Below are 23,058 nucleotides of genomic sequence, written 5' to 3'. Positions count from 1 at the left end.
ATCCGGAAGTGACCGGCCATCGGACGGCGCGGCAAGAGCGCTGCCCCCGTGGCCCGTTTGTCGTACCCCTTTTCCCCACGCTGCCCAGGGCAGAGGTCTGTCTGCCCTCAATCCTTCGAGGTCACTTCCATGTCCGACGTCGCCGTCGTCTGCTCGAACCTCTCCTTCGCCTGGCCTGACGACACCCCCGTCTTCAACGGCCTGTCCTTCACCGTGGCCACCGGCCGCACCGGCCTGGTCGCCCCCAACGGCTCCGGCAAGAGCACCCTGCTCAAGCTGATCGCCGGAGACCTCGAGCCCACCATCGGTTCGGTGTCGGTCAGTGGCACGCTCGGCCACCTCCCGCAGAGCCTCCCCCTGACCGGCGACCTCACGGTCGCCGAGGTGCTGGGCGTCGCCGCGGTGATCCGCGCCCTGGACGCCGTCGAGTCCGGCGACGTGAGCGAGGAGCACTTCGCCGCCATCGGCGACGACTGGGACATCGAGGAACGCACCCGCGCCCAGCTCGACCGCCTCGGCCTGACCGGCCTCGCCCTGGACCGCAATCTGAGCACCCTCAGCGGCGGCCAGGTCGTCTCCCTCGGCCTCGCCGCCCAACTGCTCAAGCGCCCCGACGTACTGCTGCTCGACGAACCGACCAACAACCTCGACGGGGAGGCCCGGCACAAGCTGTACGACGTGCTGTCGGACTTCACCGGCTGCCTGCTGCTGGTCAGCCACGACCGCGCGCTGCTGGACCGCATGGAACGCATCGCCGAACTCGACAGCGACGAACTGCGCCTCTATGGCGGCAACTTCACCGAGTACGAGGAGGCCGTGCGCGCCGAGCAGGAGGTCGCCGAGAAGAACGTCCGCAACGCCGAACAGGAACTGAAGCGGGAGAAGCGGGAGTTGCAGCAGGCCCGTGAGCGCGCCGAGCGCCGTGCGAGCAACGCCGCGAAGAACCTCAAGAACGCCGGACTTCCGCGCATCTTCGCCGGCACCATGAAGCGCGGCGCTCAGGAGTCCGCGGGCCGGGCCGGCCAGACGCACGCGGCTCGGGTCAGCGACGCCAAGTCCCGGCTCGACGAGGCCGGGCGCGCGCTGCGCGAGGAGCAGCGCCTCGCCCTGGAGCTGCCCGACACGCAGGTGCCCGCCGGGCGCAACCTCTTCCTCGGCGAGGGGCTGCAGGTCCACCACGCCGGGCGGGCCGTGTTCGCCGAGGGCGGCGTGGGCCTGACCATCCGGGGCCCCGAGCGCATCGCACTGACCGGGCCCAACGGCGCCGGAAAGACCACCCTGATGCGGCTGATCACCGGCGAGCTCACGCCCGGCAGCGGCGAGATCAAGCGCAACGACGGCCGGATCGCCCATCTCTCGCAGCGCCTCGACCTGCTGGACCCGGACCGCACCGTGGCGGAGAACTTCGCCGCGTACGCCCCCGAGCGGCCCGAGGCCGAGCGGATGAACCTGCTCGCCCGCTTCCTGTTCCGCGGCCCAGGGGCACACCTGCCCGTCCGTGTGCTCTCCGGCGGCGAGCGGCTGCGCGCCACCCTGGCCTGCGTACTGTGCGCGGAACCGGCACCCCACCTGCTCCTGCTCGACGAGCCGACCAACAACCTCGATTTGGTCAGCGCGGGCCAACTGGAGAGCGCCCTCAACTCCTACCAGGGCACGTTCGTGGTGGTCAGCCACGACGAGCGGTTCCTCACCGCGATCGGGGTGAACCGCTGGCTGCGGCTGGCCGACGGAGAACTCAGGGAGACCGGAGCCCCCGGCGTGTGAACCGCCGACGTGTGAAGTGGCCCGCGCCGCGGCCGTGCGCCCGGCGGGCCTACCACCCACCACCTCGGACGGATCGATCGCTGTGTCCCAGCCCGTTCACCGGCCCGCTCACCAGCCCGCTCTGCTCGCCCATGACATCATCCGCACCCTCGCGGGGCGACGTGTCCTCGACGGTGTCTCCCTGACCGCCTCCCCCGGCCACCGCATCGGCCTGATCGGGGAGAACGGCGTCGGCAAGTCCACCCTGCTGCGGGTGTTCGCCGGCGTCGACGCACCCGACGCGGGGAGCGTCAGGCGCCCCGACGACCTCGGTTTCCTGCACCAGGAGATGCCCTTTGCCGCCGACTCGACCATCGCCGCGGTGCTGGACGAGGCGCTCCGCGAGGCCCGTGAGGATCTCGCGGAACTCGAACGGCTCAGCGAGGAACTCGCCCGAATCCCCGAGGACGCCCCTGGCCACCAAGAACTCCTCGACACCTACGGCAGGCGCCTCGAACAAGCCCAGGACCGTGAGTCCTGGGACGCCGACCGTCGCGCGGCCCTCGTCCTCGACGGGCTCGGCCTCGGCGCGCTGGGCCACGACCGCACGCTCGGCTCACTGTCCGGCGGGCAGCGCAGTCGGCTCGCGCTGGCCGCGCTGCTCGTCCGGCGGCCGTCCGCGCTGCTCCTGGACGAGCCGACCAACCACCTCGACGACAGGGCCGCCGCCTTCCTGGAGGAGCAACTCCGCGAACTGCCCGGGGCCGTGGTGGCCGCCAGCCACGACCGGGCGTTCCTCGACGCCGTCTGCACCGACCTGGTCGACCTCGACCCGGCGGTGGACGGCCCCGTCCGCTACGGCGGCAACTACAGCGCGTACCTCGGTGAGAAGCGCGCCGAGCGCAAACGTTGGGAGCGGCGCCACGCCGAGGAGCAGGAGGAGCTGGCGGAACTGCGGCACGCGGCGGGCGTGACCGCGCACCGGCTCGCGCCGGGCCGGGGCCGGCGTGACAACGAGAAGATGGGCTACAGCCACCGCGCGGGACGGGTGCAGCACCAGATCTCCCGGCGGGTACGCAACGCCACACGTCGCCTTGCGGAACTGGAGCGCGCCCAGGTCGCGGAGCCGCCGAGGCCCCTGCGGTTCGCGGGCGGCGCGCCGGCCGCGCCGACGGAGGAGGGTACGCAGCCGCTGGTCTCGCTGCGAGACGTCCGGGTGCCCGGGCGGCTCGCGTTGGACGCCCTGGAGGTGTCGGCGACCGACCGGCTGCTGGTCACGGGTGACAACGGAGCGGGCAAGTCGACGCTTCTCGCCGTCCTCGCGGGGCGGCTCGCCGCCGAGGGTGAGGTGCGCCGACGGCCTCACCTGACCGTGGGCATGCTCGCCCAGGACACCGTCTTCGACCGGCCCGACCGCACGGTGCGGGACACCTATGAGCTGTCGCTCGGTCCGGCCCGGGCCGAGCGGGTGCCGCTCGGTTCACTCGGCCTGATGCACGCGGACGACCTGACCAGGCCTGTCGGCCGGCTGTCGGTCGGTCAGCGCCGGCGGCTCGCACTGGCCCTGTTGGTGGCCTGCCCACCCCACTTGCTGCTGCTCGACGAGCCCACCAACCATCTCTCGCCCCGCCTCTGCGATGAACTGGAGGAAGCGTTGGGGACCGGCCCGGGCGCGATCGTCCTCGCGAGCCACGACCGCTGGCTGCGCCGGCGGTGGCAGGGCCGCGAGTTCCGGCTGGAGCAAGGCACCCGGCAACGGGAGGAGATGTCGATGCCGAGCCGCTCCCGGTCCTGACCAGGACGCACATGGGACACACATGGGGGACGGGGAACCCTCCCCCCATGTGCCGCGCTCCGCCGCGCTCCGTACGCGAAAGAAGAGCGCGCCGTCATCCGCGTCGAGGAACTCGGCACCACTGCCGGGCATCCCCTCGAACGGTCCGCAAACACGTTTGACCGGTCGGCACGTCATCGTTCCCAACGAGTGAGAGGGCGACAGCACGTACATGCCCGGCCTCCTTTGCGCTTATGGTGAAGGGTGAACACGCCCAAGAACTCTCGGGCGTCGCCACCCATTCGCACGGAACCTCAGCCTGGTTACCATGCGCAGCATCGTCCATAGCAAAGGAGTGAACGGTTGTGAGCAGCCAATCAGCCGCCACCCTCCGATCGCGGTACGTGGAACAAGCCGCGGCGGATCTGGAGGCGAACCGCAGGCGTCAGGAGGAACTGGCGAGGAAGATCGAGCTGTTGAAGCAGGAGGAGGCCCTCCTGTCGGACATCTTGAATCTCGCCGAGCGGTACGAGGGTTTCGCGGACGCCGTGCGTCTGCCGGAGCAGGCGCAGGGCGAGCCCGTGGTCGCGAAAGCGAAGCGCCGCGGCAAGACCGCTGAGTCCGCGCAGCGGGCGACGGCGGGCAAGGGCAAGTCGGCTCGTGCGGGGGCCGGGGCGAAGGGCGGCGCGAAGGGGAAGTCGCGCGAGCCTCTGCTCGGTGACGTGCTGATGGAACTGCTCGCCGGTCACCAGGAACCACGCCTGGCGAAGGAGTTGCGGGACGAGCTTCTGGAGAAGCACCCGAGCCGCAATCCGACCCCGCAGGTGGTTCGGAACACCCTGGAGTCCCTGGTCGCCAAGGGTCGCGTACAGCGCCACAAGCAGCAGCGTTCGGTCATGTACACCCTTACGCAGACGGCCGACGCGGCCTGAAGACGGGGTGGACCCTCGGGTGTGGCGATGGTCCGTGACGACCGATCTGATCGGGCCTGATCAAGTCCGATCCGGCCCGACCTGACCCGTCGCCAGAACAGGACGAAGCTGCCTCGTGGGGCACACGTGGCCCACGGCCAGTCGCGTCACGTGTTCCTCGTGCGCCGTGATGATGGCTCGGCAGGCGGCTCTCCGGCTCCGTGCGTCACGGGGCCCCGGCGGTGATCAGACGTCGATGCGGCCGGGCGCGGTCCCGGGGAGCGGAGTGGTGTCGACATAGCGCAGCTCGTAGGTGCGTTCCGCGAACTTCCAGCCGTCCGGGGTGCGTTGGTAACGGTCATGGTAGATGCCGTGGTTCCGGTGGGAGCTTCCGTCGTGCATGCGTCCGAACTCTGCCACGTAGGCGCGGCCGGTCGCGGTGTCGTCGCCGTTGATCTGGATCGTGCCGGGGTGTGTGCTCTGGACGAAGTACTGCCACAGGCCCTGCAGGCGCTCGGCCCCCGCGCGGATCTCCGGGCGACCGGTGATCTCGGTCCCGGCGTCGGGGAAGCGCAGCGTTCCGTCGGGCGTGAACAGTGAGGCGACGCGGTCGTAGTCGCGCATCATGGCCGCGTCGGTGAATTCGCCGCGCAGCGCCTCGATTTCGAAGCGGTCGGCGATGTTCCCCAGATGACTCATCTGCTTCTTCCCTTTCTTCGTGCTCTTGCCTCTGGTCCATTTCGGAGAGAGGCGGGCGGGAGGCGAACGCACTGGTTCGGTCCCGCCCGCCCTGCGGTGAGGCGGTGCCGTCAGGACAGCTGACCGGCCTCGTAGTCGCCGCCGGGGCGCCGTGCGATGACGTTGATCCGGTTGAAGGCGTTGATGACCGCGATGACGGAGATCAGGTCCGCGAGCTGGGCGTCGTCATAGTGCTTCGCAGCGTTCGCCCACGCATCGTCGGTGACGCCACCGGGCGTGTCGGCCAGGCGCGTTCCCTGCTCAGCCAGTTCCAGGGCGGCGCGCTCGGCGTCGGTGAACACCGTCGCCTCCCGCCAGGTGGCGACCAGGTTGATGCGTACCGCGCTCTCCCCCGCCGCGGCGGCTTCCTTGGTGTGGATGTCGAGGCAGGAACCGCAGCCGTTGATCTGGCTCGCGCGCATCCGCACCAACTCCTGCGTGGTGATGGAGAGAGGCGAATCCACGAGGGTCCTGCCCGCGGAGACGAGGTGCTTGAAGAACTTCCCCGCCGAGGCCTTGCCGAGATAGTCGAATCGGGCTTCCACGCTGATCTCCTTCACTGCGGCTGGTGTGACACCTCATCGACGACGCGGCCCCGCGAAATGTGAGAGTCACCCAAGCGTGACGTGCGTCTCACTCGACCGGTGACGCGCCTGTACCGCGCCCGCAGGTCTCACATTCCGGCGCGCCGTCCCGTCGTACTGGTGAAGCAGTCGTACGAGCAGCAGTACGAGCAGCCGTACTGATCGGCCGTACGAGGAGATGTGCGAGGAGTCGGACGAATGAAGGCAGACGCGACCATGGGAGTCGGCGGCATGACGGCCACCCGAAGCAGCGGCGTCCCGTCCGAGGCGGGACGCGATCGGCCCGACCCCGGCCTGACCGCGATCATGACCGAGCGGCGTGGACTGATCAATCTCGCGTACCGGCTCCTCGGCTCCCTGGCCGACGCGGAGGACGTGGTGCAGGAGACGTACGCCCGCTGGTACGCGATGTCCCCGCGGCAGCGGGAGGAGATCGAGTCCCCCGGTGCCTGGCTGACGAAGGTCTCCGGTCGCATCTGCCTCGACATGCTCGGCTCGGCACGGGCCAGACGCGAGAGTTACGTGGGCGAGTGGGTGCCCGAGCCGCTGCCGGACCGCACGGAGTGGATCAGCGGGCGGTCCGGCGGCGCGAGCAGCGATCCCGCCGACCGGGTCACGCTCGACGAGTCGATCGCGATGGCGTTTCTCGTCGTGCTGGAGTCGATGAGCCCGGCCGAGCGGGTGGCGTTCGTCCTTCATGACGTCTTCCGGTATCCCTTCGCCGAGGTGGCGGAGGTCGTGGGGCGTACGCCTGCGGCATGCCGGCAGCTGGCTTCCTCCGCCCGTCGCCGCGTCCACGCCTCGCGGGGGCTCGCGACACCCAAGGCCCGGCAGGCGGACATCGTCAGGGGCTTCAAGGAGGCGTGGGAGGCCAAGGACGTCCAGGCCCTCGTGGGCCTCCTCGATCCCGATGCCACGGCGGTCGGGGACGGTGGCGGCCTGGTCAGCGCGGCGCTCCATCCGGTGGAGGGCGGTACCCGGATCGCGCACGGGCTGGTCGAGATCTTCGACAAGGCGGCGTCGACCTTGACGTTCCTGGAACGCACGGTCAACGGTCAGCCCGGTCTGGTGGCCCAGCAGGACGGCGTGACGATCTCGGTGATCGCGTTCGAGGTCGTGGGCGACCGGATCAAGCGGGTCTGGTCGGTGCGGAACCCCGACAAGTTGCGTCCCTGGAGGGCGTGTTGAGGTGGACGTCGGAGTGGGCTTCGGTGTCGGCGTCCGCGTCGGAACCGGTGTCTGCGTCAGCCGGTGGTGCCGCCCACCGCCTGCCCTCCTGCGTCAAGCACCCCCATCTCTCCTCTCCCCGCCACACATCTGACTAGAAGCTTGGAGCGAGTGAACACATGCGTCTGCGGATCGTCACGATCAACGTCCAGAACCACGAGGGTGACCCCGGGCGTCTGCGCCTGCTCAACCAGGAGTTGCGCCGGCTCGCCCCCGACCTGGTCGCGCTGCAGGAAGTCGTCGACGGGGGCAGCCCGCGGCATCTCGACGAGCTGGTGGCGGGCACCGGTCTGCACTGCACCCACCAGTCCGAGGTGATGTCCTACGCCCCGCCGTTCGTCGATCGCTACGGCGGCAACGCGGTCGCCACCCGTTGGCGGCACCAGGTCGTGGAGGTCCTCGATCTGCGCCTGGCCGGTGCGGGTGACGTGCCCTGGTGCACACTCGCGGTCAAGGTTCCCCTGCCCGGCGAAGGCGACCTGCTGTTCATCTCCGCCACCGCGTCCTGGCGGTTGGACGCCGAAGCCGTCCGTGAACAGCAGGCGGTGGCGCTCAGCGATCTGGACGCCCGGCACCGGACCGACCTCCCCACGATCATCGCCGGTGACTTCAACGCGAGCCCCGACGCGGCCAGCATCCGCTATCTCACGGGACGTCAGTCGCTCGCGGGCCGCAGCGTGCACTACCACGATGCCTGGGAGGTCGCGGGTGAGGGACCGGGGCACACCTGGAGCGCCGAGAACGAGAACGCCGCCGCCCTGCTCGACCAGATCGTGCGCCAGCCGGGGCACCGGCGTCGACTGGACTACGTGTTCACCGGCTCCTGGCACGCGCACCCCAGGGCACGTTGCGAGATACGTGCCGCGAACCTCGCCTTCGACCGCCCCGTCGACGGGGTCTGGCCGAGTGACCACTACGGGGTCGTGGTGGACGTCGACATCCGCAGGGACGTGGCAGCGGGAACACAGCCCTGACCGACGGGACATATGTCGCCGGGACACCTGGCGGGACAGCCCTCGGCTTACAAGAGCCCCGCTGCGGCCCGTTGAGCACGCCGAACGGGGCGGCCGTGAGTGACGGCCGCCCCGTTCCGCCCCGGCCGACGGCCGGGGCCCGGTGGCAGAAGGGATGCAGGAAGGTGTTGCGGAAGGTCAGACCGCGGCCGGGAAGCGGTCCCAGACGCGGTGCTCGCCCAGCAGTTGCGTCACCTGCTCCAGAACGCTCACTCCGTCACTCGCGAGCACCACACCCGCTGCCGCGTCCGTGATCCCGGCCGCCTGGAGCGCCGTCTCCGCGCCTCCCCAGCCGCCGATCGCCTTGCCGTGGCGGAACGCCTCCGACACCATCAGCAGGACCCGCGGGTCGATGGCGGTACCGGTGCCCGCCGGCTCGCCCGCCTTGGCGTCCCTGGCGCCGTAGGCATCGGCCCCCGGCACCGGGGCGCCCGCGAGCAGCAGCGCGTCGAATTCGACGGAGCGCGCGTTGGCGAACGTACGCTGCACGGCGAGCGCGTCCTGACCGGTGCCGAGGTGGCCGCCGGTGGGGGCGACGATGAGCGGGACCATGCCCGCGGCCAGCACCGAGCGGCGTACCGAGGCGAGTCCGTCGAGGTCGGTCTCCCCGTCGGTGACGATGCCGACGATCCGGCCCTCCACGGGCCACCTCTTGCCGATCTGGGACAGCGCGGGGCTCGGCTCGGGGTCCGCGAGGTTCTCGGTCGGCTGAGGCGCGGGCAGCCCAAGCCCGGTCGCGACCTGGCGGCACAGCTCCGGGTCGATGTTGGCCAGGACCTGCAGCGCCCGCTCCTTGATGGCCTGTTCGTAGCACTTGCTCAGCTCGAACGTGTAGGCGGCGATGATGTGCTCCTGCTCGATGGGCGTCATGGAGCGCCAGAAGAGCCGGGGCTGGCTGAAGTGGTCCGAGAAGGAGGCCGGGGCTTCCCTGACCTTCTTCGCGGCCGGTACGTCGACGGGCACCTCGACGTAGGCGCCGTTCTCCGCTCCCGCCAGGAAGGGGCAGCCGCCGTCGAGGGAGTTCGGCCGGTAGGGCGCGGTCCCCGCGTGGACGGCGGTCTGGTGCATCCCGTCGCGGAGCATGTCGTTGACCGGCGCGTGGGTGCGGTTGATGGGGATCTGCGCGAAGTTGGGGCCGCCGAGCCGGCTGATCTGCGTGTCCAGGTAGGAGAAGAGGCGGCCGGCGAGCAGCGGGTCGTCGGTGATGTCGATGCCGGGGACGAGGTGGCCGGGGTGGAAGGCGACCTGCTCCGTCTCGGCGAAGAAGTTGGTCGGGTTGGCGTTCAGGGTGAGCAGTCCGATGGGCTGCACGGGCGCCAGTTCCTCGGGCACGATGTTCGTCGGGTCCAGCAGGTCGATGCCCTGGAAGGTCTGCTCGGGGGTGTCGGGGAACGCCTGGATGCCCAGCTCCCACTGCGGGAAGGCCCCGGCCTCGATGGCGTCGGCGAGGTCGCGGCGGTGGAAGTCGGGGTCCATGCCGTTGGTGATCTGTGCTTCCTCCCAGGTCAGGGAGTGCACTCCGAGCTTCGGCTTCCAGTGGAACTTGACGAGGGTGGTGGCGCCCTCGCTGTTGACCAGCCGGAAGGTGTGGACCCCGAAGCCCTCCATCATGCGGTACGAGCGCGGGATGCCCCGGTCCGACATGTTCCACAGGGTGTGGTGCGCCGCTTCGGTGTGCAGCGTCACGAAGTCCCAGAAGGTGTCGTGCGCGCTCTGGGCCTGCGGGATCTCGCGGTCGGGGTGCGGCTTGCCCGCGTGGATGATGTCGGGAAACTTGATGGCGTCCTGGATGAAGAAGACCGGGATGTTGTTGCCTACGAGGTCGAAGGTGCCCTCCTCGGTGTAGAACTTGGTGGCGAACCCGCGGGTGTCGCGCACCGTGTCCGAGGAGCCGCGCGACCCCAGGACCGTGGAGAACCGTACAAAGACGGGTGTCTCGGTGTCCTTGGCCAGGAACGCCGCCTTGGTGACGTTCGCCGCCGTCCCGTATCCCTTGAAGACGCCGTGCGCCGCGGCGCCGCGTGCGTGCACCACCCGCTCGGGAATGCGTTCATGGTCGAAATGCGTGATCTTCTCGCGCAGGTGGTGGTCCTGAAGCAGCACCGGACCGCGTGCGCCGGCCTTGAGGGAGTGGTCGGTCTCGTACAGGCGGGCGCCCTGCGCCGTGGTGAGATAGGCGCCGCTCTGGGCGCGCGCGTTGGCTGGAGCACCGGTGGGCTTGCCTGTCGGGGAGACCGCTTCCGGGGCCTCCTGGTCGGGCTTCGGGGGCAGGGGCTCGTGCGGCGTGGTCGGCTCGTCGACCGACGGCGGCTGCGGGGCCGGCGCTCCCGGGATGTCGTTGCGGTTCGCGTCACTCATGGGTGCTCCAGTGGTGAGGGAGGGGGGTGTCACAGCCATGGCCTCGGAAGGGCGCGTCCAAACAGGCATACGCCCGTCCAGGGGTGCCCCGGTGCTCCGGTGGTTGCGCACTCCTGGCGGCGCCGGGGAAGTGGGCCGGTGCGCGGAGGGGCGTCGAGGTGCCGGGGTTCCGAGGAATCGCAGTGCCCAGAGGGGCCACGGGCTGGGTGGGGGGCGGCTTGGCGGGGGGCGCGAGAGGGCGGGGCGGGGGTGGTGGGGCCGCCCCTACGGTCTTCGGGAGAGACAGCGCATCCGCGAAGGCTCCTCTCGTACTCACCCGTACTCGGTTACTCGGTGGCCCACCCCGCGAGGGGCCGCCGCCTGCGTCTGCCGCCCCGTGTGCCCTCAGCCCACGGGGCGAAACGGAAGAACTCTTCGCCGATGCGGAAGAGTCTGCTGCCGGTGAGTGCCGGTGAGTGTCGTTCAGAGCCGTTCAGAGCAGACCGGTGCCGATCAGGCGGCCAGGCTGGAGTCCGCCTGGGAGGCCACCCCGGCGAGCTGGGCCCGGGCCGAGGCGAGGGCCGCGTCGAGAGTCCGCGTACCGGTGGACACGCAGAGCGTGTACGTGACGTCGTCCAGCCGGCGGCGGACCTCGGCGGAGTCTTCCTGGGACAGCCGGGCCCGCAGCGTCGCGTGGGTCTCGAGCAGATCGTGCACGAAGGAGGGGTGAGGCCTGAGCACGTCGGGGTCCTTCCGTCCGGTGCGAAGAATCGCTGTTTCTGGTGGGGAAATCGCCGTTTGGCTGTCCCCTTGTGCCCCTTCGGACGGAGGGTAATCACATAATTTTGCAGGGCTGCGCCGGAGACCGGGGCAGGGACCGTCGACAAGGCGATGCGGGACCACCGACGAGTCGAGTCAGGACCACCGTCGCGTTTCTGTCGACGGTCGCGGGGCAGCCGGTAGGCAAGAGCCCACTAAGCACCGCGGAGCAATTCAGCAATTGCGAGCCGGGATGCGATTCATGGAGGTCAGACATGCTGAAGGCCATTGCAGACGTTCTTCGCTCCATCGGTGGCGCCATCGCCACCGTTGTGACGCTGCCGTTCCGCGCCGTCGCGCGACTCTTCGGCGGGGCTTCCAACACGGCCCACGGTCACCACTGACCGCCTCGCGGCGCTTCTTCCACGGGACGCATCTCCGACAGAATCCGGCCCTGTGCCCGTAGGCGGGCCCCGGGCCCGAAGATCCTGAAGACCTCGAAAAGCCCGAAGATCCCGAAGACAGAGATCTTATCGGCGCACACAAGGACCGCGTCGGCATCAAACCTGTTCACGGGCCCTGCCGCACCGCTGTCGCCGAGCGGGCATTAGGCGCATACTTGAATTCATTCAAGGGTCGGAGGAATCCAATGATCGCACTCGGAATCATCCTGCTCGTCATCGGCCTCGTAGCCGGTATCTCCATCCTGTGGACCATCGGTCTCATCCTGGTCATCATCGGTGCGGCCCTCTGGGTTCTCGGCTCGGTCGGCCACGCCGTGGGTGGCCGACGGCACTACTGGTAGCAACGCCGAAACGGGTCGGCCGTCGGCGTCGGCAGCGGATGTCGGCAGCCGACGGCGTACTGCGGACCGCGGCTGACTCAGTGAGCCGAGCGAGCCGCGTCCGCGGCAAGATCAGCGCGGGCCAGTTCGAGGCACTCGCCCACGAATTCCGCGTAGGAGGCGAGCACTTCGGTGCCCGCCTCCACCATTGCGTCGAGCAACTGGGGCCGGTCGGTGAGGGCCGTCTCCAGCATGCGGCGGTCCAGCGCGATGTGGCCGACGTCCACGACGACGTGCTCGTCGAGGAAGGTGAACCGCGCCGGGTCGTCGTCCATGGTGCGCCTGCAATTGACGACCAGGTCGACGGCGAAGCCCGCCGAGAGCTGCTCCATCTCGTAGAGCGCGGCGACGGTGCACACCGGCTCGTCGCCCCCGCTGAGACGCTCGAACAACACGTTGTAGCGGGCGGCCGAGGCGAGCGCGGGCGCGTTCTTCAGAATGTCCTCGGTGTCCAGGACGACGCCGCCCGCGGCGCCCAGGAACGAGGCGGTGGAGCGGGCGTCGTCGACCATCAGCAGGTCGTGGCCCGTCTCGCCCCGCGCGTGCTTGACGAGCCCTTCGCCGACGGAGCCGTGGCCCGCGGCCCGGGAGCGGTTCCCCGCGGTCTCGATGACGCGCTGCATGTCACGGGTCACGTGGACACCGTGCAGGCAGTAGCGGTAGTGCCACTGGAGGAACAGCGCGGCGTCGATGTGCGGTGAACTCAGCTCCAGGACGGCCGGGTGGTCGGCGAACGCTTTCCTTCCCGCCTCGGCACGCGCTTCGTATTGAGCTGACGCAGAGGGCATACGCGGTCTCCTCCAGGAAGCGGGAAGGCCGGCGGTGTGGCCTTCCCGGGGACGGTCAGGTCAGATGGGGCCCCGGTCAGATGTGACGCCGGTCAGGTATGGCCCCCCGAGTGTGCGTGCGGCCCCTGACGGACACCTGACCGGCGGCTGACGCGCCCCGGCCGGAGCGAGATCCTCGCGGCGTCGGCGGAGGCGGTCAGAGGCTGGTCAGCAGGTCGTCGAGCGGAGCGGGAACGCCGTCGGGCGGGAGGGCTTCGACGAGGACCCTGCCGTAGCGGATCTTGCGCCCCTTTTTCGTGCCGAGGAAGCGCCGCAGTTGCTGCTGGGGCGTACGGTTCCGCTGCGCGGGCTGGCGCAGGAAGGTCCGCAGGGCACGCAGGTCGCCCTCCGCCTCGACGAGCCCCTCCACCCGGGTCACGCCCAGCGCGCGGATCAGCTCGTCCTCCAGGTCCGCCGCGCACACGAAGAACTCCGCCTGGGCCGCGCCGGCCCGTGCCAAACCGCGGGCGTAAAAGGGACGCTCCGCCTCGTCGCACAGGCCCGTGAGGCGCAGGCCCAGGCCGGTCGGCCCGAGGAGTGCGGCGAAGCGGCCGGCGCTCATCGCGCCGCCCATCGGCAGGACGCAGACTCCTTCGGCGGCCAGGTCCCGGCCGCGGCTCGCGGCCAGCGCGTCGACCGCCGCGGCATCGCTCGGGCCTTCGAGCAGGACCACTGCTCGGACGGGCAGCCGCTCGGCGAGCTGACGCGCCCGGTCTGGGAGCTGACGCGCCCGGCCGGCGAGCTGACGCGCCGGGTCGCCGGGGTCCCCGGCCGCCCACGCGGTGATCTCCTCACGGAACGCCCCCATGTCGGTCATGACGGCGAGTCTGCGCCCTTGCCGCCTGTCACGGCAGGGAATTTCGACGGTACGCGGTTCGGCGGTGAGTGGTCGGATCGAAGCAGCGTGTCACTGCGGCGAAGGTGGCGCGGCGACGAGTGACGGTCGGCCGTCTCGATGCCCTCGCCACGCCTGATCAGGTCACTTTCCTTGAGCCGTACGCCGGTTGAGTCCGCCTACGCTCAACTCGCCCCTTTCGCCGAGCTGTTGTCGCCCCCCCCTTTGTCCGCCCAGGTGATCGGCCATCACGTACGAGCCTCAACTCACCGTTGTTCCAGCCCACTTGGACGGCACCTGGACCAGGCTTCCACTCAGCGAAGGACGCATACGGCGCACCACCTTATGAACCGAGGACCGGGTGCGATCCACGTGCCGGGCAACGGTTGACCATGTGTATGCGCACCGTCACGGCGTCACACACGTTCCGAACTAAACAGACAACAGCGGCTAATTGCCCTAAACTAGTCCGAGGGTGGGCGTCACTGGACATAGTGACGAAGTCTTACTCTATTGAGGAGGCACAATGCTTGCTCAGCACACAGCAATTCTCGTCACTCCGACGGATGTCACGGCTCTTGGTACGTCCATGGTGGAGCCGGAAGCCGACTTGAGCGACGCACCGACGTACAGTCCCCAAGCCGCAGGGGCGCTCCTGCTCGGGCTTCTTGCTTCGCCGAAGGAGCCGAAGGAACCGAAGGAGCCGACGAACAAGTGAGTCCCGATCAGTCGCGGACCGCTTACGCTGCGTCGGCGGCTGACCTGGCTCTCCGTACCCTCGACGCCCTGCATGGCGTCGGGGGCACGGCCTTGGCCGCCGAGCACGTCGAAGCCGCCGACGACCCCAAGGCGGCCCTGGCCGCCATTCGCATTGTCGGAGCCGACCTCTTCGCCCCCTGTCTGCTGAGGAACACTGCCCTCCATCCGAAGGACGCGGCGGCGGTCGAACAGTCCTTCACCGTGTTCCCGGCCGCGGTGACCGCCCCTCCCCCGCCCCCGGAGGGCCCCGCCGAGCCCTGGCTCATCGCCTGGCAGGACTGGGCCACCGCCACGCTTCTCGCCCACCTGACCGACTCCGGCCCGGGGATGAGCGGAGCGGTGCTCGCACCGCGGCCCGCCGGTGCCCCGGTACTCGGGGAGCCGGGCCTCGGTGTGGCCGCCGGCACCGCTCCGGCGACGGACTCCGGTACCGGCTGGCAGCGCTGGTCCGTCCGGATGGGGCAGCTCGCGCCCTTGGCCCTGCCCCGACTCGAAGGACCGGTCCAGGTCGCCGCCCGCGCCGCCCCACTCGCCCTCGCGCGCGGCGCCTCCCGCGCCGTGCTGCGTCGGGACTTCCCCACCGCCGCCCGGATCGTGCGCTGGCTGGCCCTGCTGAGCGTAGAGGGTGTGCCCGTTCCCCTCGACCCCGCGCCCTTGGTCGAACACCTCCGACTGCACGGCGGCGGGCCTCGGCTCGCGCTCGACGTCGCGATCGCCGGGCGACTGCTCGCACTGGAGACACCATGACGGCGTCCACGACGCAGACCGCGCATCAGGTGAGCACCCAGGCGGTGGCCTGGCTTCATACCCACCGCGAACTCGGCGCACTGCCCGCCGACACCACCATCGACCTCGGTGACCCGGACAGCGTCTATAAACCGCTCGGCGAGACCTCGCTCGCCGCCTCACTGGTGTTGCGTGAGTCGGCCGCGGGGAGCGCCACGCTGCGCATGGCCCAGGAACTGATGGCCTTCTGCTGGCGGCAGTTCGGAGACGGCGACATGCTGTACGAGCGGCTGTTGCGGTACTCGATGATGACCGACCCGCTGGAGACGTACGCGCCCTTCGTCCGCTGCGGCATCCGGCACGAACCCCTGGAACGGCTGCTCGCGCACACCAGCGCCCTGCGTTCGTTCCGGGGCTTCGAGGTCGTGCCCAACCGCAGACTCGCCGTCGCCAACGCGGCCCGTATCGTGGGCCTCGACCAAGGGGACCGGGCCTATGACTGGCCGACCCTGACGCGCGCCACCTGGCTCGGCGACACTCCCGAGCCCTGGCTCATCGACTGGATGACCGGCTACTGCGTCACCCACACCGTCTTCCACCTCACCGACTGGGGCGGCAAGCCCGAGGGGCTGCCCGACGACCTCGCCGCATACGTGTCGACGTGGCTGCCCGTCTGGATCGACATCTGGGCCGAGATAGAGCAGTGGGACCTGGTCGCCGAGCTGATGATCGTCGGCAGCTGTCTCAGGGAACCGTACTGCGACCCGGCGGACTGGGAGCGTCTGGCCCGCGTCCAGCACGCCGACGGTCTCGTGCCCCGGGATGGTGATCCCGTCAGTGCGGATCAGGCGCAGCGATTCTCCGACCACCAGCACACCGCCGTCGTGGCGGCGATCGCGGGGACCCTCGCGGTCTCCCGCGCGCTGGGCGGGGCGACGGGTGCGCGGTGAAGCTCCGTGGTGTCGGGCCCACCGGGCGCCGGGCAGAGCCTGTGGCGGCCCCGGACAGCCCCGCCTGGGCGGTCGACCTCCTGCGGGCCCTGCGGGATGCCGCGCCCGGTGCGAGCACCGTGGCACTCGCCGTGCGGCACGGCCCCGAGCATGCCCTTCTCGCCACCGGGGAGACCGCGTGGCGCGACGGAACACCCGCCGACGCCGACACCCGCTTCGAGATCGGTTCGCTCACCAAGACGTTCACCGGCCTGCTGCTGGCCGAGATGGTCGCGCGCGGCGAGGTCGCCTACAACGATCCCATCAGCCGTTTTCTGCCCCGCTTCGCGACCCCGGGCCTGCGGGGCTCGCCCATCACCCTCCTCCACCTCGCCACCCACACCTCAGGGCTGCCCCGCCTGCCTCCGGGGCTGCTGCGCAAGAGCGTGCCCACCTGGTTCAGCAACCCCTACGCCTGCTTCTCCTCCGACGCGCTGCTCGACGCCCTCGCCCGAACGCGACCGCGGGCCGCCCCCGGCGTGCGCGTGCACTACTCGAACTACGGTGTCGGCCTCCTCGGTGAGCTGCTGGTCCGGGCCGCTCACGGCCCCGGCGGCGCCTTCGCCACGCTGGTCGCCGAGCGCGTACTCGACCCGCTCGGCCTCACCCGCACCAGCTGCGCCGCCGACCAGCCGCAGGCCACCGGGTACTGGCACGGCCGCGCGCGGCCCAGCTGGCACATGGCCGGCATGGCGGGTGCGGCTGCGGGGCGCTCCTGCGCCCGGGACCTGCTGACGGTCCTGGACGGCCTGTGCGCCCCCGGCGCCATACCGCCAGAGGTTCCCGACACGCTGCGGACCGCCCTCACCGATGTCACCGTGCCCCGCATCGCGCTGCCGGCCACCGGTACCCGCATCGCGCTGGTCTGGAACATCCGGCCCCGCCCCGGCCACGACCTCTACCACCACTCCGGAGGCACCCGGGGCTTCACCTGCTTCGCCGGCTTCAGTCCCCGGACGCGGGTCGCGTTCGCCGCGCTGGCGAACACGAGCCCGTCCCTGTCCGGCGGCTTCATCCAGCGGGCTTACCTGGAGCTGCGGGGGCTGGCCCAGCACGGCGGTCGCCGCCGGGAGAGTCAGCCGTCCTGAGCGGCGCGCGCGCCAAGGGGGTGTCCGGCGTCCCGGCCCCGGACGGCGGATGAAATCATCGGAGGATGTCTGACGTGATCATCGCCGCCTGTGACGGAGCGGCCAAGAAGAACCCCGGGCCCGCGGCCTGGGCCTGGGTCGTCGCCGACGCCGAGGGCCGCCCGCAGCGCTGGGAGGCCGGGCCGCTGGGCCACTCGACGAACAACGTGGCCGAACTGACCGCGCTGGCCGAGCTGTTGGAGTCCACGGACCCGGCGGTGCCGATCGAGGTGCGGATGGACAGTCAGTACGCGATGAACGCGGTCACCAAGTGGATCGCCTCCTGGAAGCGCAACGGCTGGCTGACCGCTGCCAAGAAGCCGGTCGCCAACAAGGACATCGTCGTACGCATCGACGCGCTGCTGCAGGGCCGCGCGGTGACGTTCCGGTACGTCGCCGCCCACCAGGTGGGCGGCGACCACCTCAACGCGATCGCCGATGTCGCGGCCAGCGACGCCGCGACGACCCAGCGGCCCGCCGGGACCGCCCACGGCGCGCTGGAGATCCCCGAGCCGCGCGCGGAGCGGATGACCGCCGCCCCCGCGGGCCGCGCCCCCAAGAAGGCCGCCGCCCGCGCGAAGAAGTCCGGCCCTGGGGCGTCCGGACCGGGCCCCGTGATCAAGGCCAAGTTCCCCGGCCGCTGCCACTGCCAGAAGCCGTACGCCGCCGGGGAGAAGATCGCGAAGAACGCGCACGGCTGGGGCCACGTGGAATGCCGGGACGCCGTCGGCTGAACCGCCATGGTTTCCGCAACGGTTCGGCAACCGGTACTTCCCGGCCACTGTGCGAGCATTAAATCCGCTGGTTTCGGGCAGGGGCCCCCTCGAACGGGCATCGCGCAGCGGGAACCGAAGGGAGGAGGCTCATGCCGGCGCAACCGATGCGGCTGAACGACGGGCCGCCTGGACCGGCCGTCTTCGACAAGGAGCCGGGCGCGGTCACCGACGCGCGGGACCTCACGCGAGGCTTCCTCGCCGGGCTGAGTCCGGCCGTGAGCGAGCAGACCGCCGCGAGCATCGAGCTCGTCGTCTCCGAGCTGGTCACGAACGTGGTGCGGCATGCCCGCGGCACCCTGTGCTCGCTCGGGCTCCAGGCTCTGCCCGACGCCATCGCGGTCACGGTGTCCGACGCGGATCCCCGGCCGCCTCAGGAGCGGACCCCGGATCTCGCGGGGGGAACGGGCGGCTTCGGCTGGCCCATGGTGCGCAACCTGGCCGCGGCTGTGAGCGTCACGCTCGGTGCCACCGGCAAGACGATCCGCGCGGAGCTGGCGAGGTAGCCCACCGGGGGGCTCGGGAGCCTCAGGGTTTCGTCAGGGGGTGGGGATGACCCCAGGGGGATTCGGGGGCGGACCGTAGTGAGACGCGGGTGGGCCCGCGCCTACCGTGCGGTTCATGAGAATCACTTCGTGTTTACGAGTCGTCGTCGCGGCCGCCGCGACGCTGGCCGTCGGCGCGGGGGCCCTGCCCGCCGCGGCCTCCTCCCCCGCCGATCCGCTCACGCGGTACTACGACCAGGACGTGCGGTGGCACGACTGCGCCCTCGGCCCCGACGACACCACCGGACGTGAGCTGGACGCCGCGGGCGCCCGGTGTGCCGACCTCACCGTGCCCCTCGACTACTCCGATCCCGGCGGCCGGACCATCACCGTCGCCATCTCCCGCCTGCGCGCCGCCGATTCCGCGCACCGCGTCGGCGCGATGCTGCTCAACAACGGCGGCCCCGGCGGGCCGAGCCTCGAAATGCCGCCCGGCATGGCCCAGTTCATGGGCAAGGCGGCCGGGAAGTTCGACCTGATAGGCATGGACCCGCGGTTCGTCGGGCGTTCCACGCCGCTGGACTGCGGCTGGGACGTCGGCTCGACGGTCTTCTCCGCGGGCCGCGACCGGACCGGGTTCGAGCGTTCGGTCGCCCGGGGGCGCGACCTGGCCGAGCGGTGCCGACGCACGAACGCCGACGTGCTGCCGTACGTCACCACCCGCAACACCGCCCGTGACATGGATGTCGTCAGGGCCGCGCTGGGCGAGAAGCGGATCTCGTACTTTGGATACTCCTACGGCAGTTACCTCGGCGAGGTCTTCACCGAGCTGTTCCCCGGCCGCACCGACCGCATGGTCCTCGACGGAGTCATCGACCCCGCCAGGTACAGCCAGACGCTCCTGGAGGACTCCACCGCGGCCAACGAACGGGCTCTGCGCGACTGGGCGGCCTGGGCCTCCGCCCGCCATGGGACGTACGGCCTCGGCAGGACCCCGAAGGCCGTGCTGGCCTCGGTGGACCGCATCGAGGAGGCCGCGGCGGAGCAGCCGCTGCGGGTCGGGAGGTTCCGCGTCGACGAACACTTCCTGCCGATCGTCTTCTTCGGGGGTCTCGGCAGCGATCTCGACGCGGCCCGGACCGACCTGGCCACCGCGGCCCGTACGCTCGCGCGGGCCGCCGACCGTGAACGGGTCGAGCCGGGCCCCTGGCTGACGGAGATGCTGACGGCCATGACGACCAAGGCCGGATCGCACCAGGGCAGTGCGCAGGCCGCCATACTCTGCGGGGACGTCGCGGAGCGGCGCGGGACCGAGAGCTACTGGCGGGCCATTCAGGCCGACCGGAGCAGGGCTCCCTTCGCGAGTCCGCTGACGCACAACATCACGGCGTGCGAGTTCTGGGACCGCCCCGTCGAGGCGCCGACCGTGGTCGACAACGACGTGCCGGCGCTGCTGGTCAACGCCACGGGTGACACCCGGACGACGTACTCCGGGGCACGGCAGGTGCGCGAGCGGTGGACGCGCTCCCGGCTGGTCACCGTGCCCGGGGCCAACCAGCACGGTGTCTACGGTGACCACGGCAACGCCTGCGTGGACCGGCGGGTGAACGCCTACCTGGCCACGGGCAAGCTGCCCGCACGTGACCTGACCTGCGACGCCAAGTAGCCCACCGGCCCTCGTGCAACCGTCTGAGCGGCCGCGTCCCTGTCCCACGGAGGCGCGGCCGCTCAGCTCACACGTGGCACCGCCCACTGACCATCGGCGGTCCCTGTCAGGTTGTCACCCCTGCACTGCACGTGTGCCCTCCCGGGGTGGGTTCACACCGGGAGGCGGGCGTTTTCCCGTACCAGCCGGGATGGGTGCTGCGCGAGCCCCAGCCGGGATGGGTGCGTGCGCGAGCCGTTGTCAGTGGCCTGCGCTACTTTCCTCACAGACTGACATGTCCGGTTTTCGGCCCTGTTTCAGGAGGATTCGTGACTACGCGCCTCAACCCCTACATCTCCTTCGCCGGTGACGCCCGGCAGGCGATGGAGTTCTACAAGGAAGTCTTCGGCGGCACTCTGGTGTTCCACACCTACGCCGAGTTCGGCCAGACGGACTCCCCCATGGCCGACAAGATCATGCACGGCGTGCTCGAAACCCCCCGTGGCTTCACCCTGATGGGCGCCGACACCCCCTTGGACGGCCACCGGCCGGGCAACAACATCTCGGTGAGCCTCAGCGGTGACGACGACGCCGAACTGCGGGGGTACTGGGAGAAGCTCTCGGCGGGCGCCTCGGTGACCGTGCCGCTGGAGAAGCAGATGTGGGGCGACGTCTTCGGCATGTGCACGGACCGCCACGGCACCACCTGGATGGTCGACATCGCCGGGCAGACCGACTGAGGGCACACCGACTGAGGGCAGGCCACCGCCGCGGGCGGCCTGCCGGCGCGGTCAGACAGATCCCAGGTCCGCGGAGTACCAGTGCTCCGGACGCAGGTGGTAGACCGCCTGCTCGCCGTGCTCCTTGGAGGCGAACTCCACGTACGCGTCGACCTTGTCGGCCGGGAGGTAGCGGGCGGCCATCTCCCGCAGTTGCTCGACGGTGGCGTCCTCGGTGCGGACCACGGGGCCCTCGACGGAGACGTAGCGGACGGTGGGCTCCACGCGGTCGACCATGAGGGAGAAGCGGCCCGCGGCGGCGATCAGGCGGCCCTTCTTGGAGTGGCGTCCGGTCATCACCCACAGTTCGCCGCCCGGGGCGTACTGGTACCAGATCGGCAGGGTGAGCGGCGCCCGCCCTCCGTCCCCGGTCACGGCCAGCGCCCCGATGTGGGGTTCGGCCAGGAACTGCTCGCGCTCTTCGACGCTGAGGGGCATGCGGTTCTCCTTCTCCGGCGGTCGGGGCCATGTCGTTGCCGTCTTACCAGACGGCCGGTCGGAGCATCCGGCTCTTTCCGCCATGCCGGAACGTGTGTCCTGGTCCAGGCTGGATAAGCGGTCATCGCACGGACCACGGAGGACGAGGAGCAGAGGCTCATGGGAACCGAAGCGTTCCAGTCGGTAGTGCCCCTGACGGTGAACGGCAGATCCTGCCGCATCACCGTCGACCACCGCTCGACGCTGCTGGACGTCCTGCGCGAGCGGCTGGGCCTGACCGGCGCCAAGAAGGGCTGCGACCACGGCCAGTGCGGTGCCTGCACCGTCCTCGTCGACGGGCGCCGGGCCAACAGCTGCCTGCTGCTCGCCGTGGCGCAGGAGGGACGCGATGTCACCACCGTCGAGGGGCTGCGCGCGGCCGCCGGTGAGGGCACCCATCCGTTGCAGCGGGCCTTCGTGGAGCGTGACGCCTTCCAGTGCGGCTACTGCACCCCGGGGCAGATCTGCTCGGCCGTCGGCGCCATCGCGGAGGCCGAGGCGGGCCACCCCTCGCACGTCACGGACCCGCAGACACCCGCGGAGTCGGCCGTGGAGCTGACCAGGGACGAGATCAGGGAGCGGCTCAGCGGCAACCTGTGCCGCTGCGGCGCCTATCCGCACATCGTCGAGGCCGTGGAGGACGTGACCCGGTGAAGCCCTTCATGTACGTACGCGCCCACAGCGTCGACGAGGCGGCCGCGGCGCACGCGGGCCGGCCCACCTCCCGCTATCTGGGCGGCGGCACGAACCTGGTCGACCTGATGAAGCTGGGCGTGGAGAGCCCTCGTACGCTGATCGACGTCAGCGCCCTGCCCCTGGACGCGGTCGAGGAACTGCGCGACGGGTCCGTGCGCGTGGGGGCGACGGTGCGCAACAGCGACCTCGCCGCCAATCCGCTGGTGCGCGAGCGCTATCCGGTCCTGTCGCAGGCGCTGCTCGCGGGTGCGTCGGGCCAGCTGCGCAACATGGCGACCACGGGCGGCAACCTCCTCCAGCGCACGCGGTGCCCCTACTTCCAGGACCTGGGCAAGCCGTGCAACAAGCGGGAGCCGGGCACCGGCTGCGGGGCCAGGGACGGAGTCCACCGCGACCACGCCGTCCTCGGCCACTCCCGGCAGTGCATCGCGACGCACCCCTCCGACATGGCGGTCGCGCTCGCCGCGCTCGACGCCGAGGTGGAGCTGTACGGGCCGGGCGGTCGGCGGACCGTGCCCGCGGCGGAGTTCCACCGGCTGCCGGGCGACCGCCCCGACCTGGACACCGAGATCAGGCACGGGGAACTCATCACCGGCGTCGTGCTCCCGCCGGAGACCGCAGGCCTGCCCTCCGCCTACCGCAAGGCCCGCGACCGCGCCTCGTACGCGTTCGCGCTGGCGTCCGTGGCCGTGGTCCTGGACGTCGAGGGCTCCGTCGTACGCGAGGTGCGGATCGCGTTCGGCGGTCTGGCGCACCGGCCCTGGCGCGCGCGGCGGGCCGAGCGGGCGCTGGTGGGCGGCGCGCCGACCGATGAGGCGTTCCGGCAGGCGGTGGAGAGCGAACTCGACGCGGCCGAGCCGCTGCGGGACAACGCGTTCAAGGTGCCGTTGGCCCGCAATCTCGCGTGTGACGTCCTGGGCCGCCTGGCCGGCAGACCCCCGGCCTCCTGACGCGGCCCCCGTCGTCCCACCCCTCCGTCCTCCGTCCTCCGCCCTTCAGGGAGAACACCT

Annotated in this window: 23 protein-coding genes; 16 read left to right on the top strand and 7 right to left on the bottom strand. The window is 70.8% G+C overall.

Annotation, left to right across the window (positions count from 1 at the left end; genetic code table 11):
• The first annotated feature begins 129 nt into the window (after positions 1 to 129).
• The 3 genes from abc-f to J2N69_RS35275 all read left to right on the top strand — a co-directional run bounded on the left by abc-f (position 130) and on the right by J2N69_RS35275 (position 4,449).
• Complete coding sequence (gene abc-f / locus J2N69_RS35285; RefSeq protein WP_230904364.1) at positions 130 to 1,764, top strand: ribosomal protection-like ABC-F family protein; 1,635 nt, start codon at positions 130 to 132, stop codon at positions 1,762 to 1,764.
• A gap of 82 nt (positions 1,765 to 1,846) precedes the next feature.
• Positions 1,847 to 3,538 (top strand): ABC-F family ATP-binding cassette domain-containing protein, encoded by a 1,692-nt coding sequence (locus tag J2N69_RS35280; RefSeq protein WP_230904363.1) that lies wholly within the window; start codon positions 1,847 to 1,849, stop codon positions 3,536 to 3,538.
• 344 nt (positions 3,539 to 3,882) lie between these two features.
• On the top strand, positions 3,883 to 4,449 hold the full coding sequence (locus tag J2N69_RS35275; RefSeq protein WP_230904362.1) for a BlaI/MecI/CopY family transcriptional regulator: 567 nt from the start codon (positions 3,883 to 3,885) through the stop codon (positions 4,447 to 4,449).
• Between the two features lie 225 nt (positions 4,450 to 4,674).
• Here J2N69_RS35275 and J2N69_RS35270 read toward each other — a convergent pair whose 3' ends face one another.
• The gene (locus tag J2N69_RS35270) at positions 4,675 to 5,127 is read right to left on the bottom strand and encodes a nuclear transport factor 2 family protein (protein ID WP_230904361.1); all 453 of its coding nucleotides are present in this window, start codon (positions 5,125 to 5,127) and stop codon (positions 4,675 to 4,677) included.
• A 110-nt stretch (positions 5,128 to 5,237) separates the two neighbouring features.
• On the bottom strand, positions 5,238 to 5,711 hold the full coding sequence (locus J2N69_RS35265) for a carboxymuconolactone decarboxylase family protein (RefSeq protein WP_230904360.1): 474 nt from the start codon (positions 5,709 to 5,711) through the stop codon (positions 5,238 to 5,240).
• A gap of 270 nt (positions 5,712 to 5,981) precedes the next feature.
• On the opposite strand from J2N69_RS35265, the gene sigJ reads away from it, so the two are divergent.
• Both sigJ and J2N69_RS35255 read left to right on the top strand, forming a co-directional pair.
• Positions 5,982 to 6,938 carry an RNA polymerase sigma factor SigJ gene (gene sigJ / locus J2N69_RS35260; RefSeq protein WP_230905009.1) on the top strand — a complete coding sequence of 319 codons (957 nt, stop codon included), beginning with the start codon at positions 5,982 to 5,984 and terminating at the stop codon, positions 6,936 to 6,938.
• Positions 6,939 to 7,096: 158 nt separating this feature from the next.
• Positions 7,097 to 7,951, top strand: a complete 855-nt coding sequence (locus tag J2N69_RS35255) for an endonuclease/exonuclease/phosphatase family protein (RefSeq protein ID WP_230904359.1) — start codon at positions 7,097 to 7,099, stop codon at positions 7,949 to 7,951.
• Positions 7,952 to 8,128: 177 nt separating this feature from the next.
• Here J2N69_RS35255 and J2N69_RS35250 read toward each other — a convergent pair whose 3' ends face one another.
• Both J2N69_RS35250 and J2N69_RS35245 read right to left on the bottom strand, forming a co-directional pair.
• A complete protein-coding gene (locus tag J2N69_RS35250) occupies positions 8,129 to 10,348 on the bottom strand; it encodes a catalase (protein WP_230904358.1) in 2,220 nt (739 codons plus the stop codon).
• A gap of 492 nt (positions 10,349 to 10,840) precedes the next feature.
• Positions 10,841 to 11,068: a DUF5133 domain-containing protein gene (locus J2N69_RS35245; RefSeq protein WP_230904357.1), complete on the bottom strand. Its 228-nt coding sequence runs from the start codon at positions 11,066 to 11,068 to the stop codon at positions 10,841 to 10,843.
• Positions 11,069 to 11,361: 293 nt separating this feature from the next.
• Here J2N69_RS35245 and J2N69_RS36465 point away from each other — a divergent pair, with 293 nt between their 5' ends.
• Complete coding sequence (locus J2N69_RS36465) at positions 11,362 to 11,490, top strand: LPFR motif small protein (RefSeq protein ID WP_269075655.1); 129 nt, start codon at positions 11,362 to 11,364, stop codon at positions 11,488 to 11,490.
• Between the two features lie 245 nt (positions 11,491 to 11,735).
• Positions 11,736 to 11,891 carry a DUF6131 family protein gene (locus tag J2N69_RS35240; RefSeq protein WP_205035160.1) on the top strand — a complete coding sequence of 52 codons (156 nt, stop codon included), beginning with the start codon at positions 11,736 to 11,738 and terminating at the stop codon, positions 11,889 to 11,891.
• A gap of 77 nt (positions 11,892 to 11,968) precedes the next feature.
• Here J2N69_RS35240 and J2N69_RS35235 read toward each other — a convergent pair whose 3' ends face one another.
• Together J2N69_RS35235 and J2N69_RS35230 are read right to left on the bottom strand one after the other, a co-directional pair.
• Complete coding sequence (locus J2N69_RS35235) at positions 11,969 to 12,718, bottom strand: iron-containing redox enzyme family protein (protein ID WP_230904356.1); 750 nt, start codon at positions 12,716 to 12,718, stop codon at positions 11,969 to 11,971.
• A gap of 196 nt (positions 12,719 to 12,914) precedes the next feature.
• Positions 12,915 to 13,574, bottom strand: coding sequence for a TOPRIM nucleotidyl transferase/hydrolase domain-containing protein (locus tag J2N69_RS35230; RefSeq protein WP_230904355.1), 660 nt, complete (start codon positions 13,572 to 13,574; stop codon positions 12,915 to 12,917).
• Positions 13,575 to 14,402: 828 nt separating this feature from the next.
• Between J2N69_RS35230 and J2N69_RS35225 the strand changes: the two genes are divergently transcribed.
• From J2N69_RS35225 to J2N69_RS35195, 7 genes are all read left to right on the top strand, one after another.
• Positions 14,403 to 15,098 (top strand): hypothetical protein, encoded by a 696-nt coding sequence (locus J2N69_RS35225; RefSeq protein WP_230904354.1) that lies wholly within the window; start codon positions 14,403 to 14,405, stop codon positions 15,096 to 15,098.
• Entirely contained in the window at positions 15,095 to 16,027 is a 933-nt protein-coding gene (locus J2N69_RS35220; protein WP_230904353.1) for a DUF6895 family protein, read from the top strand. The genes J2N69_RS35225 and J2N69_RS35220 overlap by 4 nt, the downstream gene beginning before the upstream one ends.
• A gap of 41 nt (positions 16,028 to 16,068) precedes the next feature.
• Positions 16,069 to 17,154 (top strand): serine hydrolase domain-containing protein, encoded by a 1,086-nt coding sequence (locus J2N69_RS35215; protein WP_230904352.1) that lies wholly within the window; start codon positions 16,069 to 16,071, stop codon positions 17,152 to 17,154.
• A gap of 65 nt (positions 17,155 to 17,219) precedes the next feature.
• Positions 17,220 to 17,927: a ribonuclease H family protein gene (locus tag J2N69_RS35210; protein WP_230904351.1), complete on the top strand. Its 708-nt coding sequence runs from the start codon at positions 17,220 to 17,222 to the stop codon at positions 17,925 to 17,927.
• 131 nt (positions 17,928 to 18,058) lie between these two features.
• Positions 18,059 to 18,472 (top strand): ATP-binding protein, encoded by a 414-nt coding sequence (locus tag J2N69_RS35205; RefSeq protein WP_230904350.1) that lies wholly within the window; start codon positions 18,059 to 18,061, stop codon positions 18,470 to 18,472.
• A 115-nt stretch (positions 18,473 to 18,587) separates the two neighbouring features.
• On the top strand, positions 18,588 to 20,117 hold the full coding sequence (locus tag J2N69_RS35200; RefSeq protein ID WP_230904349.1) for an alpha/beta hydrolase: 1,530 nt from the start codon (positions 18,588 to 18,590) through the stop codon (positions 20,115 to 20,117).
• 308 nt (positions 20,118 to 20,425) lie between these two features.
• Positions 20,426 to 20,836: a VOC family protein gene (locus J2N69_RS35195; RefSeq protein WP_230904348.1), complete on the top strand. Its 411-nt coding sequence runs from the start codon at positions 20,426 to 20,428 to the stop codon at positions 20,834 to 20,836.
• Positions 20,837 to 20,887: 51 nt separating this feature from the next.
• Here J2N69_RS35195 and J2N69_RS35190 read toward each other — a convergent pair whose 3' ends face one another.
• Entirely contained in the window at positions 20,888 to 21,313 is a 426-nt protein-coding gene (locus tag J2N69_RS35190; RefSeq protein ID WP_230904347.1) for a pyridoxamine 5'-phosphate oxidase family protein, read from the bottom strand.
• A gap of 159 nt (positions 21,314 to 21,472) precedes the next feature.
• Here J2N69_RS35190 and J2N69_RS35185 point away from each other — a divergent pair, with 159 nt between their 5' ends.
• Together J2N69_RS35185 and J2N69_RS35180 are read left to right on the top strand one after the other, a co-directional pair.
• Positions 21,473 to 22,006, top strand: a complete 534-nt coding sequence (locus J2N69_RS35185) for a 2Fe-2S iron-sulfur cluster-binding protein (protein ID WP_230904346.1) — start codon at positions 21,473 to 21,475, stop codon at positions 22,004 to 22,006.
• Complete coding sequence (locus J2N69_RS35180; RefSeq protein ID WP_230904345.1) at positions 22,003 to 22,998, top strand: FAD binding domain-containing protein; 996 nt, start codon at positions 22,003 to 22,005, stop codon at positions 22,996 to 22,998. Before J2N69_RS35185 ends, J2N69_RS35180 begins: the two co-directional genes overlap by 4 nt.
• Positions 22,999 to 23,058 lie beyond the last annotated feature (60 nt).

It is taken from the genome of Streptomyces huasconensis (assembly GCF_021028635.1).
Lineage (GTDB): Bacteria > Actinomycetota > Actinomycetes > Streptomycetales > Streptomycetaceae > Streptomyces > Streptomyces huasconensis.
The sequence above is the reverse complement of the archived record's forward strand: the minus strand, read 5'-3'. Positions and strand labels throughout refer to the sequence as shown.